The organism is Amphibacillus xylanus NBRC 15112 (assembly GCF_000307165.1).
GTDB lineage: Bacteria > Bacillota > Bacilli > Bacillales > Amphibacillaceae > Amphibacillus > Amphibacillus xylanus.
Window position 1 is genome coordinate 530,871 of the sequence record NC_018704.1, and the last position, 15,267, is coordinate 546,137.

Annotated in this window: 14 protein-coding genes and 1 pseudogene; 13 read left to right on the forward strand and 2 right to left on the reverse strand. The window is 36.7% G+C overall.

What is annotated here, in order from left to right; all coding sequences use genetic code 11:
• Positions 1–41 precede the first annotated feature (41 nt).
• The 10 genes from AXY_RS02770 (at position 42) to AXY_RS02815 (ending at position 9,770) form a co-directional block, all read left to right on the forward strand.
• Complete coding sequence (locus AXY_RS02770; RefSeq protein WP_015009262.1) at positions 42–971, forward strand: alpha/beta hydrolase; 930 nt, start codon at positions 42–44, stop codon at positions 969–971.
• A gap of 263 nt (positions 972–1,234) precedes the next feature.
• Positions 1,235–1,546, forward strand: a complete 312-nt coding sequence (locus AXY_RS02775; protein ID WP_015009263.1) for a hypothetical protein — start codon at positions 1,235–1,237, stop codon at positions 1,544–1,546.
• A 10-nt stretch (positions 1,547–1,556) separates the two neighbouring features.
• Complete coding sequence (locus AXY_RS02780; RefSeq protein WP_015009264.1) at positions 1,557–2,603, forward strand: V-type ATPase subunit; 1,047 nt, start codon at positions 1,557–1,559, stop codon at positions 2,601–2,603.
• A 39-nt stretch (positions 2,604–2,642) separates the two neighbouring features.
• Positions 2,643–4,601: a V-type ATP synthase subunit I gene (locus AXY_RS02785; protein ID WP_015009265.1), complete on the forward strand. Its 1,959-nt coding sequence runs from the start codon at positions 2,643–2,645 to the stop codon at positions 4,599–4,601.
• A gap of 17 nt (positions 4,602–4,618) precedes the next feature.
• Complete coding sequence (locus AXY_RS02790) at positions 4,619–5,074, forward strand: ATP synthase subunit C (RefSeq protein WP_041450088.1); 456 nt, start codon at positions 4,619–4,621, stop codon at positions 5,072–5,074.
• A 1-nt stretch (position 5,075) separates the two neighbouring features.
• A complete protein-coding gene (locus AXY_RS02795; protein ID WP_015009267.1) occupies positions 5,076–5,384 on the forward strand; it encodes a V-type ATP synthase subunit F in 309 nt (102 codons plus the stop codon).
• Between the two features lie 14 nt (positions 5,385–5,398).
• Entirely contained in the window at positions 5,399–5,992 is a 594-nt protein-coding gene (locus AXY_RS02800) for a V-type ATP synthase subunit E (RefSeq protein ID WP_015009268.1), read from the forward strand.
• Positions 5,989–7,755, forward strand: coding sequence for a V-type ATP synthase subunit A (locus AXY_RS02805; RefSeq protein WP_015009269.1), 1,767 nt, complete (start codon positions 5,989–5,991; stop codon positions 7,753–7,755). Before AXY_RS02800 ends, AXY_RS02805 begins: the two co-directional genes overlap by 4 nt.
• A 12-nt stretch (positions 7,756–7,767) precedes the next feature.
• Positions 7,768–9,153, forward strand: a complete 1,386-nt coding sequence (locus tag AXY_RS02810; RefSeq protein WP_015009270.1) for a V-type ATP synthase subunit B — start codon at positions 7,768–7,770, stop codon at positions 9,151–9,153.
• Positions 9,153–9,770: a V-type ATP synthase subunit D gene (locus AXY_RS02815; RefSeq protein WP_015009271.1), complete on the forward strand. Its 618-nt coding sequence runs from the start codon at positions 9,153–9,155 to the stop codon at positions 9,768–9,770. Before AXY_RS02810 ends, AXY_RS02815 begins: the two co-directional genes overlap by 1 nt.
• Before the next feature lie 99 nt (positions 9,771–9,869).
• Here the strand turns inward: AXY_RS02815 and AXY_RS02820 are convergent, their stop codons facing one another.
• Positions 9,870–10,889, reverse strand: a complete 1,020-nt coding sequence (locus AXY_RS02820; protein ID WP_015009272.1) for a YeiH family protein — start codon at positions 10,887–10,889, stop codon at positions 9,870–9,872.
• A 155-nt stretch (positions 10,890–11,044) separates the two neighbouring features.
• Here AXY_RS02820 and AXY_RS02825 point away from each other — a divergent pair, with 155 nt between their 5' ends.
• The 3 genes from AXY_RS02825 to AXY_RS02835 all read left to right on the forward strand — a co-directional run bounded on the left by AXY_RS02825 (position 11,045) and on the right by AXY_RS02835 (position 14,711).
• The gene (locus tag AXY_RS02825) at positions 11,045–11,911 is read left to right on the forward strand and encodes a LysR family transcriptional regulator (protein WP_015009273.1); all 867 of its coding nucleotides are present in this window, start codon (positions 11,045–11,047) and stop codon (positions 11,909–11,911) included.
• A gap of 109 nt (positions 11,912–12,020) precedes the next feature.
• Positions 12,021–13,631: a glycoside hydrolase family 9 protein gene (locus AXY_RS02830; protein WP_015009274.1), complete on the forward strand. Its 1,611-nt coding sequence runs from the start codon at positions 12,021–12,023 to the stop codon at positions 13,629–13,631.
• 126 nt (positions 13,632–13,757) lie between these two features.
• Entirely contained in the window at positions 13,758–14,711 is a 954-nt protein-coding gene (locus tag AXY_RS02835) for a tRNA dihydrouridine synthase (RefSeq protein ID WP_015009275.1), read from the forward strand.
• 334 nt (positions 14,712–15,045) lie between these two features.
• Here the strand turns inward: AXY_RS02835 and AXY_RS12710 are convergent.
• Positions 15,046–15,156, reverse strand: a pseudogene (locus AXY_RS12710) (IS1595 family transposase); the annotation flags it as partial.
• Positions 15,157–15,267: the final 111 nt, after the last annotated feature.

Below are 15,267 nucleotides of genomic sequence, written 5' to 3' on the forward strand. Positions count from 1 at the left end.
ATGATTCAATTATAAATTATCATAACAAAAGAGAGTTTTTTATGGAGAAAATCTTTAAAGCACTTCCAGAGGCATACAGAAATGAATGTAGTAAGCAAGGTACGATTGAAAGTGTCTATTATCCAGTGCCGAATCTTGCTGACGGCGCGACTGAAAAGCATTTGAATCTATATCTTCCGAATGGCTATGATAAAGCGGATGATAGCAGAAAGTATAATGTCTTGTATCTTATGCATGGTGGAGGAGAAGACGAAAATCTATTGTTTGGTGGCCCAGGTGAGAATAGGGAGTTAAAAAATATTTTAGATCACATGATTGCCAATGGCGATATCGAGCCATTAATTGTGGTAACACCGACATTTTACGGTGTGAAAAATAATCTCCAAAATGACCCTGAGCTAAGTCATGTAGAGGGATTAGATCATCCATTACCGATTATTGAAACGGATTATTATCATGATGAGCTAGTTAATGATTTAATACCATATATTGAAACGCAATACCATACTTATGCAAAAAGCGGAAGTAAAGCTGATCTAATTGCATCACGTGAGCATCGGGCTTTTGGTGGATTTTCAATGGGATCTGTAACGACATGGAATGTGTTTATTCATGCGCTTGATTATTTCAAATACTTCATGCCACTAAGCGGAGATTGTTGGGCATTGGTACAAAAAGCTGAGGGTAAAAAGGCAAAAGAAACAGCTGCATACTTGGCAGATGTGGCGAGAAAGTCTGGCTATCGTCCTAATGATTATTACTTATTATGTGCAACGGGTAACGGTGATATTGCATATCCAAATATGAAGCCACAAATGGATGCTCTAAAGGAGCATTCAGATGTATTTATCTATTCTGCTGATACGACTAAAGGGAATTTTTACTTTATTGATTGTGATGGTGGCGTTCATACATGGCATTGGCAAAATCAATTTATTTATAACATTCTTCTGGATCTATTTAAAAATTAATTTGGTTAATCCATTAACTTCCTGCAAAATAATTTGTGGGAAGTTTTATTATTTTATTAGAATATTAAACAATACTTTCCAACTATCGACAATAAAAAGCGCGGTAAATTGGACTTTATGCGATTTCTTGGCTATGGTTAATAATATAAGCCTTATGAGTATTTTTATTGTAATATGCAAAAATAGGAGTATAATCAGTTTGTATTAATGGTAGTTAATTTAAGCCAATTTTCAGTTGTTACCAACTGGAGGGAGGGAATTAAATGGATCCAGTAATTGATCAACTATTTAAAATTGATCAGATTGCAAAGAACATGGAAAGTGAAATTGACGATCAGAAGGAGAAATTACGTCAGTTATATCGAAACAAGCAACAAGAATTTGACCAAGAGAGTAATCGACAGACAGAAGAACAATTGAGGCAAATTCAAAACGAGAGCAAACAGCTTCAAGAAGAAATGAGCAAAAAGGTTTATGAGCAACATAAGGCTGAACGCGATCGATTAGAACATGTATACAGGAAGAAACAAGATCAGATTGTAAATCACATTTTTGAAAATATTATTAAAGGTTGAGGTGGGTGAGTTGCTTAATCAATATACTGCCATAACAACCAAAATCCGCGGTATGCGTGGTAAGTTGCTAAAAAAAGAAGATTATCTGAATTTATCTTATTTAAATTCGGAGGCAGAAATTGCTTCATATTTAAAGAGACATCCGGGTTACCAGCATGTGCTGGCACACGTCGTAGAGAATAAGGTCACACGATTTGAATTAGAGGGACTGCTAAATTCTTCAATCTATGAGGATTATAATAAGCTGTTTCGGTTTGCTAATTTCAAGCAGAGAAAGTTTTTGCAAATTCATGCGATCACTTATGAAGTTATCGTATTGAAAAAATTCTTAAGACGCGCATTTAATGTCGCTGATATTTATCAGGAAGTCGGAAATGAATTTTTAGATTTCCTTAGCAGACATTCACGACTAGACCTAGAGACATTGCAAAATGCGCGAACATTAGAACAATTCAGAGAATCGTTAATTGAAAGTCGCTATTACCGACCATTAAAATTACTAGAAAATATTCAAAATCCAACTTTATTTGATTATGAATCAGCATTAGATACGTACGCCTTCACTGCGATATGGCAAGAGAAGAATAAGTTAATTAATAAAAAAGAACGAAAAACATTTGAAAAAATATATGGTATGCAATTTGATTTGTTAAATATTGTGTTTATCTATCGCTATAAAAAGTTTTACGATTTACCAGCAGAACAAATTGCTTCTTTGTTGATTCCAATAAACTATCGCTTAAAGCCAGATAAAATTCAAATGCTGATTGAAGCTCATAATCAAGATGAATTTTGGAAAATTATCGAAACAACGATTTATGCAAAATATGTCGAAGACTTCAGGAATCAAAGTTCGCTCGATATGTTTTATGAAAAATTAATGGATGAAGTAATTAAAGGTAGAGAAAAAGAAGCGCCATATTCTGCTGCCGCTATGTATGCTTATTTACATGATAAGGAGAAAGAAGTCGCTTTAATTACTCGTATTATAGAAGCGATTCATTATGGCCGAGATAAAGCAAGAATACAACAAGTGATTAATCAGAAACTAGGATAACCCTAAAGTAGCATGACTTAACGAAGGAGGGGGATAGCTTTGATTAAAGATATGAAATTCGTAACCATTATGGGAAGACAAGATGATATCGATCGGATGGTGGACGAATATTTATCGAAGTATGAAATCCATTTTGAAAATGCATTAACCGAGCTTTACGGTTCAAAGAGTTTACGTCCATACACGAGTCCGAATCCATATGCCCCATACTTGGAGCGTGTGAATCAGTTGTGGAAGTATGTCAGTGAAGAAGATCAATCAAAAAGTCAGATTATCATTGACTCACCTTCAATGGATATTTTAAAAGTATCAATTGAACAAATGGAAAAGCATATTGAACCTTATTTAAAAAAGGATCAAGAGTTAAAAGTGTTAAAATCAGAAAAACAAGAATTACTCGATATGATTTCTTTGTTTGAGGGAGTAAACTACCCAATTGAACAGATTTTGACGATGGACCATATTCATTTTCAGTTTGGTCGTTTTACTCACTCGAACTATGAAAAGTTTAAGAAATATGTGATGGATCGATTTATTTCTATTTTCATTGAAGGTGGGAAAGACGAGGATTATACGTACGGTATTTACTTTACACCTAAAGTGTCAACTGAGCGAGTTGATGCGTTGTATATTTCAATGAACTGGGAGCGGATTTATGTTCCTGATGACGAGGATTATGTCGGTACACCGAAAGAAATTATTGAAAAGCTAACAAGGAAGATTGCTGAAATTGATCATGAAATTGAACAGAATAATTTATTAATTGAAGAAATGATTCATCCTTATGCATCTGAAATCTATTCAGCGAGAAGTAGATTAAAAGTATTATCTAATAACTTTAGCGTTCGTAAATATGCGGCACTGACTCATGATGAGTACTTGCAAACCGAGACTCAGTATTTATTAATGGGCTGGATGCCGGCTGAGGATGCAGAGCAATTAATTAAGGAAACTGATGAAGATCCAGATGTGATTGCGATCTTAGAAGATGATAATGATCCACCTGGAGGCGGTGTCCCACCAACAAAGATAAAAAATGCTGCGATTTTCCGTCCATTTGAGATGTTTACAAAGATGTATGGCGTGCCAAATTATCGTGAATTTGATCCAACTTGGATTGTCGCATTAACTTATTCATTACTATTTGGGATTATGTTTGGTGACGTTGGTCAAGGAGCATTACTGGCATTGGGTGGTTATTTTATTTATAAAAAGAAGAAGGCTGACTTAGGTGGAATTATTGCCTTGGCAGGCGTATGTGCGACGTTCTTTGGTTTTATGTATGGAAGTATTTTCGGTTTTGAAGAAGTCATTCCTGCCCTTTGGCTACATCCAGTTAGTGCAATGACTGATTTACCATTTATCGGATCGATGAATACGATCTTTGTCGTGGCAATTGGATTTGGTATGTTTATCATTTTGATGACATTAATTTTAAACATTATGTCTGGAATTAAAACACATGAAACTAAGGCTGTGCTATTCGATCGAAATGGAGTAGCAGGTCTAATCTTTTATGCATCACTAATTATGGTAATTGTTTTATTTGTTACAGGTAATCCAATACCTGGTGGAATCATGCTAGGCATACTATTTGGTATTCCACTGATTATGATGGCGTTTAAAGAGCCCCTTTTATCAATGATGGAAAGAAAGCACTTAGAAGGCAGTGAAGGTCCTGTTATGTTTGCTGTACAAGCTTTCTTTGAGATATTTGAAATTTTATTAAGCTACTTTTCAAATACATTGTCATTTGTAAGGGTAGGTGCATTTGCGGTCAGTCACGCTGCAATGATGCAAGTTGTCATGATGCTATCAGGTGCAGCAAATGGTGGCGATATTAACTGGTTAATGGTTATTTTCGGTAACATCATTGTCATTGGTTTAGAAGGATTGGTTGTTGGAATTCAAGTATTACGTTTAGAGTTCTATGAAATCTTTAGTCACTTTTATAAAGGTGATGGAAGACCGTTTGAAAATCATTTAATGAAAAATTAAAAGCTGAAAGTGAGGAAATGAGATTGAATACACTAATTAAATTAACGTTATTGGCTACATTTTTACTAGGATTTGTAATCCCGTTTGCTTATTACTTTTTTGGAATGAAGTCACGAACACGATATAAACGCGCATTAATCGGAAATATCTCTGCTGTGATTACTGGGATTGTTATTGCAACAATATTAGCTTACAACCCAGATTTCCAATTGCTAGCTGCTGATACAGCCGTTGCTGCTCAAGCAACAGATGCAGGATTCGCTACAGGGATGGGTTATATTGCTGCAGCTTTAGTTACAGGCTTGTCATGTATCGGTGGCGGTGTCGCCGTAGCAAGTGCAGCTTCTGCTGCATTAGGAGCGATCAGTGAGGACGATTCTATCTTTGGTCGTTCATTGATTTTCGTTGGACTTGCTGAAGGTATTGCACTTTATGGTTTAATTATCTCATTTATGATTCTGGGGCAATTGTAAAATGAAACTATTTTTGATTAGTGATAACTTGAGTACATTGACGGGGATGCGTCTAGCAGGTATTGAAGGTGTCATTGTTCATGAAAAAGAAGAGATACGTCAGGCTTTAGATAAAGCTGTTCAAGATGAAAGTATTGCAATTATTTTGATTACAGAGAAGCTAGGTAAACAATTTTCTAAGCTTATCGATGATATTCGGGTGGATCACCAACGCCCATTGCTCGTTGAGATTCCGGATCGTTACGGAACAGGGCGTCGACCTGATTTTATTACTGCATACGTGAATGAAGCGATCGGTGTGAAACTATAGAGCGGGGTGAGTAAATGGATGGCAATGAGAAATTAAGCCTTTTTCGTGATATCGTCTTTGAACATACGGAAAAGTCAGTTGCAGAACAATTGGAGTCATTTGAAGCTTCTTTGAAGAAAGTCTTTCATGATCATCAAAGTGAGAAGAAACAAAAAGATGATCTCATGCTAGCAACTGAAAAAGACAATGTGCGTAAAGAAAGAAATAAGCAAGTTGCCCAGCTGCAATTGAAGCTACAACGTGACTTGCATAAGGAACAACAGAAACTAAAAGCAGAAGTCTTCAATCAAGTGAACCAAAAGCTTAAGGCATTTATGGAGACAGATGATTACGTAAATTTGTTAGAGAGACAAATTAAACAAGCGTTAGCAATTGCTAAAGATGAGCAAATTCTTATCTATATTGATCCAGTAGATCAGGATAAAATTAACGAGCTTGAGCGACGATCAAATCATAAATTAATTGTTTCAGATCGTCCGTTTATTGGTGGTATTCGTGGGGTTATCCAATCAAGAAACATGTTAATTGACTATTCATTTTTAAAAAGGCTAGAAGCAGAAAGAGATAATTTCTCCTTTGATGTAGCAGATGAGGGGGATAACGCATGAAACAAATTGCAACAATATATGGGATAAATGGACCAATTGTCTATGTTAAGGGAAAAACGACGTTTCAGATGTCTGAGATGGTTTATGTCGGCAATTCCAAATTGGTTGGAGAGATTATTTCACTTAATAATGACATGACAACAATCCAGGTATACGAAGAAACATCGGGAATGAAACCAGGAGAACCAGTGTATAGCACAGGAGAACAAATGAGTGTCAAGCTTGGTCCGGGAATTTTAAATAATATTTTTGATGGTATTGAAAGACCGTTGAAAACAATTGAGGAGCAAGTTGGACAGTATATTACAAAAACGGTTCAAGTAGAGCCATTAGATACAGAACGAAAATGGCCAGTACATGTAACTGTACAAGTTGGACAGGAAGTAATGGGTGGCACCATTATTGCAGAGGTACAAGAAACGAAAACCATTGTGCATAAATCAATGATTCCACCGCATATAGAAGGTAAAGTCGTTGAAGTAGTACCTGATGGTGAATACACGATTACTGAACCCATTGTTAAAGTAAAACAGCTGGATGATACGATTATCGACATTCCACTTGCACAAAAGTGGCCAATTCGAATTCCACGTCCAGTACGAAGACGTCATGAGGGATCTGTACCTCTTATTACAGGTCAAAGAATTATTGATACGTTATTCCCAATTACCAAAGGCGGAACAGCCGCAATTCCAGGTGGTTTTGGAACAGGGAAAACAATGATGCAACATCAAATTGCTAAATATTCTGATGCTGACATTATTGTTTATATTGGCTGTGGTGAACGTGGGAATGAAATGACTGAAGTATTAGAGGATTTCTCAGAATTAGAGGATCCAAAGTCAGGTAATTCATTAATGGAAAGAACAGTCTTAATTGCTAATACATCGAACATGCCCGTAGCTGCGAGGGAAGCATCAATTTACACTGGGATAACCTTGGCAGAATATTATCGTGATATGGGCTATGACGTTGCAATTATGGCAGACTCGACATCTCGTTGGGCTGAAGCATTACGTGAATTATCAGGTCGTTTAGAAGAGATGCCAGCAGAAGAGGGATTCCCAGCATATTTAGCTAGCCGATTAGCAACTTTTTATGAACGTGCTGGACTAATGCAAAACTTAAATGAAACAGAGGGTTCAGTCTCTGTAATTGGGGCAGTCTCACCACAGGGTGGCGATTTCTCTGAGCCGGTAACTCAGAATACAAAGCGTTTCGTTCGTTGCTTCTGGGGCTTAGACCGTGGGTTAGCAAATGAACGTCACTATCCAGCAGTTAGCTGGCTAAATAGTTATAGTCTTTATGTAGATGATCTGTCGCCGTGGTATCGTGATCATGTATCTCCAGACTTTATTAATAATCGACGTCAGATCATGGAGATTTTACATCAGGAAAGCTCATTAATGGATATAGTCAAATTAATTGGTAGTGATGTTTTACCAGATGATCAAAAATTAACAATCGAAATCGCACGAGTCATTCGTTTAGGTTATTTACAACAAGATGCGTTTCATCAAGAAGATACGAATGTACCTTTGGCAAAACAAGCAAAAATGATGGAAGTCATTTTACATCTATATCGTCAATGTAGAGAGTTAATCTCAATGGGAATGCCGATGTCATTGCTGTTGGAAAGTCCGATTTTCTCTAAGATTGTTACAATTAAATATGATGTACGCAATGATCAATTGGAATTACTTGATCAGTATATCGAGGAAATAGATCAATTTTATAATCATATTATGGCAACGAACGCTTAAGGAGGGGTTTAAATGTCAATTGAATACTTAGGACTCGATTCGATAAATGGACCCCTTGTTGTTTTAGAGGGTGTTCAGGATGTGGCTTATGATGAGATCGTTGAATTTTACGTTCAAAGAACAAAGCGTAAGCTGGGCCGTGTCATTGAAGTTTATGAAGATAAAGCAATTATACAAGTGTTTGAAAGTACTGCTGATATGTCGCTAGAAAATACTCACACTAGATTAACAGGGCGTCCGCTAGAGCTTGCCTTATCACCTGAAATATTAGGTCGTACATTTGATGGTATCGGTCGTCCAATTGACCAATTAGGAGACATTTCATATGTGACGAAACGAGATGTTAATGGTGATCCGCTAAATCCAGTTTCCAGAGAGTATCCAAGAAACTTTATACAAACAGGTATTTCATCAATTGACGGATTGACAACACTCATTCGTGGTCAGAAATTACCGTTTTTCTCAGGTGATGGATTACCTCATAATGAGTTAGCGGCTCAAATTGTTAGACAAGCAAACCTTGGAGAAGGAAGTAGTGAAAAGTTCGGTGTCGTATTTGCAGCAATGGGTGTCCAACACGATGTGGCGGATTTTTTCCGTCGAACGTTTGAGGAAAGTGGTGTGTTGGATCGCGTAACAATGTTCTTAAATGTGGCAAGTGATCCAGTCATTGAACGGATTATGACGCCTCGTGTTGCTCTTACGGCTGCAGAGTATTTAGCTTACGATCTAGGGATGCATATTCTTGTCATCATGACAGATATGACGGCGTATTGTGAAGCATTGCGAGAAGTATCAGCCTCTAAACAGGAGATTCCTTCTAGAAAGGGATATCCAGGCTATTTATATAGTGATTTAGCGATGCTTTATGAGCGCGCTGGAATTGTGGCTGGTAAGCCTGGATCGGTAACCCAAATTCCGATTCTAACAATGCCAAATGATGATATTACCCACCCGATTCCGGACTTAACGGGTTATATAACTGAAGGGCAAGTTGTTTTTGATCGTGACTTACAAGGAAAATCAATTTACCCACCAATTGATATTTTGCCATCACTATCAAGGTTAATGAAGGGTGGAATTGGCGAGAAGTATACGAGAAACGATCATCAAGCAGTTGCGAACCAATTGTTTGCCTCGTATTCACGTGTGAAGGAAGCTCGATCATTAGCATCAGTTATTGGTGAAGATGAGCTTGCACCGACAGATCGGAAATATTTAGAGTATGGTCGTAAATTTGAACAGGAATTTTTAAATCAAGCAAAAGATGAGAATCGAACAATTATAGAAACATTAGATTTAGCATGGGAATTATTGCGAATGTTGCCTCGTGAAGAGTTAGATCGGATTGATACGCAACTATTGGATCAATATTATGGTTTAGAGAAGGTGTTATAATGCCAGAAAACACAGCACCAACAAAGGGTAACTTAATGAGGATTGAGAAAATTCTTTCCCTTTCAAACCAGGGCTATGAGATGCTTGATCGGAAGCGGATTATTTTAATTAATGAAATTATGTCATTAGTTAAAGTAGCTGAAGATATCCAGCGCCAAATTGATCAAACATATCGAGATGCTTATGCCGCTTTAGAACAAGCAAATATTGAAGCTGGTATTCGATATGTTGAAGAAATTGCTGCAACTGTCCCAATCGAGGATTCACTGAAATTAAAAGTTCGCAGTGTTATGGGTACTGAGATTCCGTTAGTTGAATATGATGAGGCACCTTCAAGGCCAGCCTATTCATTTTACAGTACGAACTCATCACTCGATGAAGCAAGGGCTGCGTTTGAAAAAGTTAAAAAGCTGACCATTCAACTCTCAATGATTGAAAATACAGCTTTTCGCTTAGCGAACAATATCCGAAAAACACAGAAACGAGCTAATGCTTTAAAAAACATCTCAATACCAAGGCTTAAAGCTCAGAAAGTTGAGATTGTAAACGCATTGGAAGAAAAAGAACGAGAAGAATTTACTCGACTTAAAGTTGTCAAAGAGAAGATTCTCCGCTAACAGATTAAAAAAGCTTGAAAAGAGATAAACCGATCTCATTTCAAGCTTTTTATTAAGGCTAAATTCGGATAATGAACTCGATTTAATTATGTTTGTAGATTATAGTAAACCCATAAAATATTGTACGACTAGTGAAACAATGACGACTAGTGCTGAAATAATAAACCCATGAATCATTGGATTAATACCAGACTTTTTCATTTCACGGAAATCCGTATTTAAGCCAATCGCAGCAAGTGAAGTTACCATTAGGAACTTGCTAATCGCCTTGATCGTCACTGATACAGTTTCGGGAATGAAGCCTAAGCTATTAAAAATAGCCATCATAACAAAACCTAAAATAAACCATGGGAATAATGAGCTGATCTTAATTTTATGTTGTCTTGCGTGAATTTTTTGAGCAGATTTAGCTTTTACCCGGGCGCTAATTAATGAAAAAACTAATACTGTTGGAATAATTGAAAGTGTTCGCGTTAGTTTGACCATTGTAGCAAAGTCTCCAGCAGCCTCACTATATGCATATCCTGCTGCAACTACACTTGACGTATCATTTACGGCTGTACCTGTCCATAATCCATAAGCAATATCACTTAGTCCCATTAAACGTCCCATGATAGGGAATAAGATAATCATTAAGACGTCAAAGATAAAAGTAGCTGACATAGCATAAGCAATATCATTGTCTTTTGCATCTATTACAGGAGCCATAGCCGCGATAGCTGATCCCCCACAAATGCCAGTACCAGCAGAAATCATATTAGATAATTTCCAATCTAAGCCGAGCCACTTACCAATAAAATAACCGCCACCAAAAGCAGTTAGTAATGTGAAAAACATAACAGATAATGATAACTTCCCAACATTTAAAATCGTGCCAATACTTAAGGAAGCACCTAATAAAATAATAGAAAACTTAAGTATGCGTTTTGAAGTAAAAACTAAACCTGTTTTGATCAGTTGATTTGTTTTTTTTAGTTGATTTAAAATCATACCGATAAAGATTGCCATAACAGAAGCCCCGATGATAGGGATTGGTAATAATGATTCAATATACGTTGCAATTAAAGCAATTGTTAAAGCAAGTAAAAAACCAGGTATGTTATTAACTATTTTTTTCATGTCTATTCTCCTCAGATGTCATTCTACTATTATGATTTTATCCGAGATTGATGATAAAATAAAATTATTAAATCTTATTATCGATTACTTTACGTTATAGTCATACGTAATCAGCTAAAATAATTAGCTATTTTAGCTCAGAAAGGAACATCATTATGCTAGATCAAAAGTTGTTTACTTTTTTAAAAGTTGCTCAATTAAAAAATTATACTAAGGCAGCAAAGGAGCTACACTTAACCCAACCAGCCGTTACACAGCAGATCAAAAAGTTGGAGGATCATTATGGTTGTCAATTATTTGATATCAAAGGTAAATCGGTTAATTTAACGCCTCAAGGAGAGGCATTGTATCATTATGCTAAATTTCAAGTAGCGAATGAAAATCAATTGATTGATCAACTCAAAAAGTATGAGACACCCATTAAGATTGGTGCAACACTTTCAATTGCTGACTATTATTTACCACCTTATTTAAGTAAATACATAAAAAATTATGATGAGTTAATCTCGGTAACAGTCCAAAACACACAAACTATTATTGATATGTTGCTGAATAACGAATTGTATTGTGCGTTTATTGAAGGGATTTTTGATAAGTCAATTTTTCAGTACTATCAGTTTAATCAAACTAAGTTTCTCCCTGTCGCGAGAAAAGGTCACCCTTTAGAAGGATTAAATTTGGAGCTTTCAGATATACACAAATATCCTCTAATATTAAGAGAAAAAGGATCAGGAACTAGAGAGATTTATGAAAATTTCCTTTATCAAAATAATGATACGCTTGCAAGTGCTAATAAAATTTATGAGATTAATAGCTTCGGAATCTTGAAAAACCTACTTGGAAATTCAGATGCGATCTCATTTATGTATGAAGAAGTGGCAAGGGAAGAAGTTGAGAATGGAGAGTTATGCTTTCTTTCAATCAATCATTATTCGATTGAAAGGCCATTATACTTTATCTATCCGAAAAATAGCTTACTAAAGAATAGAATTGAAAGGTTTTATCAGAGATTAATGAATTAAAATGCTTATCTAATGACTTGACAGGATTGTAAAACAGATTAACATAGTTGTAAGCGGATACATAAAGAGAGAATTTTAAAATACTAGATTATTAGAGGGAGAGATTTGTGTGAGTCTTGTACGTCAAATTAAAGTCAATCAATTAGGTTATCCAGTTGATGCAGACAAAATAGCTGTCTTAACTGCGAAATGTTCTGAATTTGAAGTCGTTAATCAAAAGACAAAGAAAATCGTTTATCGAGGAGAATTGTCGGAGCCTATTGAAGATCAAGCAAGCAATGAAGTGGTTTATCATGCGGATTTTTCTAACGTATCAGATAGTGGCCACTACTATATTCAAGCAGATGGTGTAAGATCTGCTACATTTTTGATTAGTGACAACCCCTATTTTGAGGCTCGTCAAGGTATTTTAAAGGCATTTTATTTTTTCCGTTGTGGTATGGAACTAACAGAGGAGTATGCTGGGGAGTGGGCCCATAAGGCTTGTCATCTAGCAGAAAGTATTGTATTTGATAATCAAGAATGTAAGTTGGATGGTACAGGTGGTTGGCATGACGCAGGAGATTATGGCAAATACACGGTACCGGGTGCCAAAGCAGTGGCTGATTTATTACTAGCTTATGAGCTTAGACCAAATGCATTTAATCAAGCGATCCCAATTCCTGAAACTGATGGTGTGATACCTGATATTTTACACGAATGTCGATATGAGCTGGACTGGCTGTTGAAAATGCAGGAGCTTGAAACTGGCGCCGTGTACCATAAACTGACTACACTAGAATTTCCAGGACTTGATGTCATGCCTGAGGATGATCTTGATCCTCAGTACTTAACACCTGTTTCGGCAACTGCAACTGGAACATTTGCAGCAACGATGGCAATGGCGGCAAGAATATATAAGCCATTTGATCAAGAATTTGCGGCTGTTTGTTTGGAACGTGCTGAAAAAGCATGGCAATGGTTGCTCATGAATCCAGATGTTCCTGGATTTAAAAACCCAGTAGAAATAACGACTGGTGAATATGGTGATGAAGATGATCGTGATGAACGATTCTGGGCGGCTGCAGAGCTATACCGTACAACTGGTAATGAAAATTATCATCAAGCATTGATTGAGCTAGCGGATGAGGATTTTTCAAAAACTGAATTCGGATGGGCTGACATGGGCGGATATGGAACCACTGCCTACTTGCTTAATGGTAAAGCATTAAGTAATCATGATGTCTACCAAAAGCTTATGTCAGAATTAATTCATGAAGCTGAGAAGTTGCTTAATAATTGTTCAAAAGATGGCTACTTAATTTCTCTTGAAAATGAGGATTATGTTTGGGGTAGTAATATGGGTGTGATGAATAAGGCTATGACGCTATTATTGGCTCACCATTTTACTGGCAATGTGGCATATAAAAATTGTGCACTCGATCATGTTCATTATTTATTTGGTCGAAATGCATTAGATATTAGCTACGTGACTGGATTTGGTGATCGACCAGTAATGGAGCCACATCATCGTCCATCTGTAGGAGACCAAGTTGATGCGCCTGTTCCGGGTTTAGTTTCTGGAGGGCCAAATGCGGGATTACAGGATGAATATGCAGCAGCACATCTTCAAGGTAAGGCACCAGCCAAATGCTTTGTTGACCATGAAGATAGTTATGCAACAAATGAAGTGACGGTTTATTGGAATTCACCAGCTCTGTTTGTATTGGCACATTTTTAATAAACAATTGAATTGATAAATAGTATAAGATCATGGTATAAATAGATAGGATCAAACGGTTCTATCTATTTTACATTTTGGGGATACAATGAGCTTAAATTATCCCCTACTTGAAAGGGTTTTAACATGAAAGAAAATTTTTGGCGGGATTTACCGCGACCATTTTTTATTTTAGCACCAATGGAAGATGTAACAGATGTTGTCTTTCGTCATGTTGTGAGTGAAGCGGCACGTCCAGATGTATTTTTCACAGAGTTCACAAATACAGTTAGCTATTGCCACCCTGAAGGTAAGGAGAGTGTTCGGGGGAGATTAACTTTTACTGAAGATGAACAACCGATCGTAGCACATATTTGGGGTGATGAGCCTAAATACTTTAGACAAATGAGTATCGGTTTAGCTGAGATGGGCTTTAAAGGGATCGATATTAATATGGGCTGTCCTGTTCCGAACGTAGCTTCAAAAGGGAAAGGTGCTGGCTTGATCAGATTCCCTGATCGGGCGGCTGAAATTATTGAAGCAACAAAAGCAGGTGGACTGCCAGTCAGTGTTAAGACAAGGCTCGGTTACACTTATTTAAGTGAATGGCGAGATTGGTTAACACATATCTTAAAGCAAGATATTGCAAACTTATCGATTCATTTACGAACGCGTAAAGAAATGAGTGATTTCGATGCACATTGGGAGTTGATCCCTGAGATCAAGCAGTTGCGTGACGAAATCGCACCAGATACATTATTAACAATTAATGGTGATATTCCTGATCGTCAGACGGGATTAGAACTTGTTGAAAAGTTTGGTGTTGATGGTGTCATGATCGGTCGTGGCATTTTCAAAAATCCATTTGCTTTTGAAAAAGAGCCTAGAGAACATAGCCATGACGAATTGCTTAATTTGTTAAAACTTCACTTAGATTTATTTGATCATTATGCTAAACTTGAAGATCGTTCCTTTAAACCGTTAAGACGTTTTTTCAAGATTTACGTTCGTGGCTTTAGAGGTGCGAGCGAATTAAGGAATGAATTGATGAGTACTGAGACGACTGACGACGTACGTGAAATATTAAAACGCTATGTGTAAGGTTCAGTAGCGATATCACGAAACACAAAGCGAAAATAAAGAAAAAAGAGAATTATTAATGAGAGACACATCCGATCGATGCTGTCTCTTTTTTAAAAGGTTCAATGTCAAATAGTGTTGGTAGGTTTTATCATTAGTCGAGAATAAATTTATCTTAATTTTAATTAAGATACAACTTGTTCACCGCAGGTGAAATACAGTCGCTTTCCGCGGGCACGTCTTTTAGCTAACTAAGGCAAGCAAAGAGCGCTTGCCTTAGTGGATCTTCAGCTCGTGCTGGGACTGCGATTACTCGTCCCATAGAAATGATTTGTTCCCACAGGAGTCTCGTCTTTTCTACGATACTTTCAAAATTAGGGATTTCAATTTGCTTTAACGATGATAATAGTTTTTGTCTCCAATAAAATAGAGTGAGGTGAGTTATATTACCTATTAAGTTAGATGATGAAACTGAAGCATGAACTGTTACTAGCATACCCAAGATAATCCGAGCCATTTACTGATAAAATATCCTCCACCAAAGCTGGAAAGAAGGTTAAAGGACATTATTGACTGT

What these genes read in the sequence shown, in the direction of transcription:
- AXY_RS02770 (WP_015009262.1), top strand. Translation starts at nt 42, where the DNA reads ATGGAGAAAATCTTTAAAGCACTTCCAGAGGCATACAGAAATGAATGT.
- AXY_RS02775 (WP_015009263.1), top strand. Translation starts at nt 1,235, where the DNA reads ATGGATCCAGTAATTGATCAACTATTTAAAATTGATCAGATTGCAAAG.
- AXY_RS02790 (WP_041450088.1), top strand. Translation starts at nt 4,619, where the DNA reads ATGAGATTGAATACACTAATTAAATTAACGTTATTGGCTACATTTTTA.
- AXY_RS02795 (WP_015009267.1), top strand. Translation starts at nt 5,076, where the DNA reads ATGAAACTATTTTTGATTAGTGATAACTTGAGTACATTGACGGGGATG.
- AXY_RS02800 (WP_015009268.1), top strand. Translation starts at nt 5,399, where the DNA reads ATGGATGGCAATGAGAAATTAAGCCTTTTTCGTGATATCGTCTTTGAA.
- AXY_RS02805 (WP_015009269.1), top strand. Translation starts at nt 5,989, where the DNA reads ATGAAACAAATTGCAACAATATATGGGATAAATGGACCAATTGTCTAT.
- AXY_RS02810 (WP_015009270.1), top strand. Translation starts at nt 7,768, where the DNA reads ATGTCAATTGAATACTTAGGACTCGATTCGATAAATGGACCCCTTGTT.
- AXY_RS02815 (WP_015009271.1), top strand. Translation starts at nt 9,153, where the DNA reads ATGCCAGAAAACACAGCACCAACAAAGGGTAACTTAATGAGGATTGAG.
- AXY_RS02820 (WP_015009272.1), bottom strand. Translation starts at nt 10,889, where the DNA reads ATGAAAAAAATAGTTAATAACATACCTGGTTTTTTACTTGCTTTAACA.
- AXY_RS02825 (WP_015009273.1), top strand. Translation starts at nt 11,045, where the DNA reads ATGCTAGATCAAAAGTTGTTTACTTTTTTAAAAGTTGCTCAATTAAAA.
- AXY_RS02835 (WP_015009275.1), top strand. Translation starts at nt 13,758, where the DNA reads ATGAAAGAAAATTTTTGGCGGGATTTACCGCGACCATTTTTTATTTTA.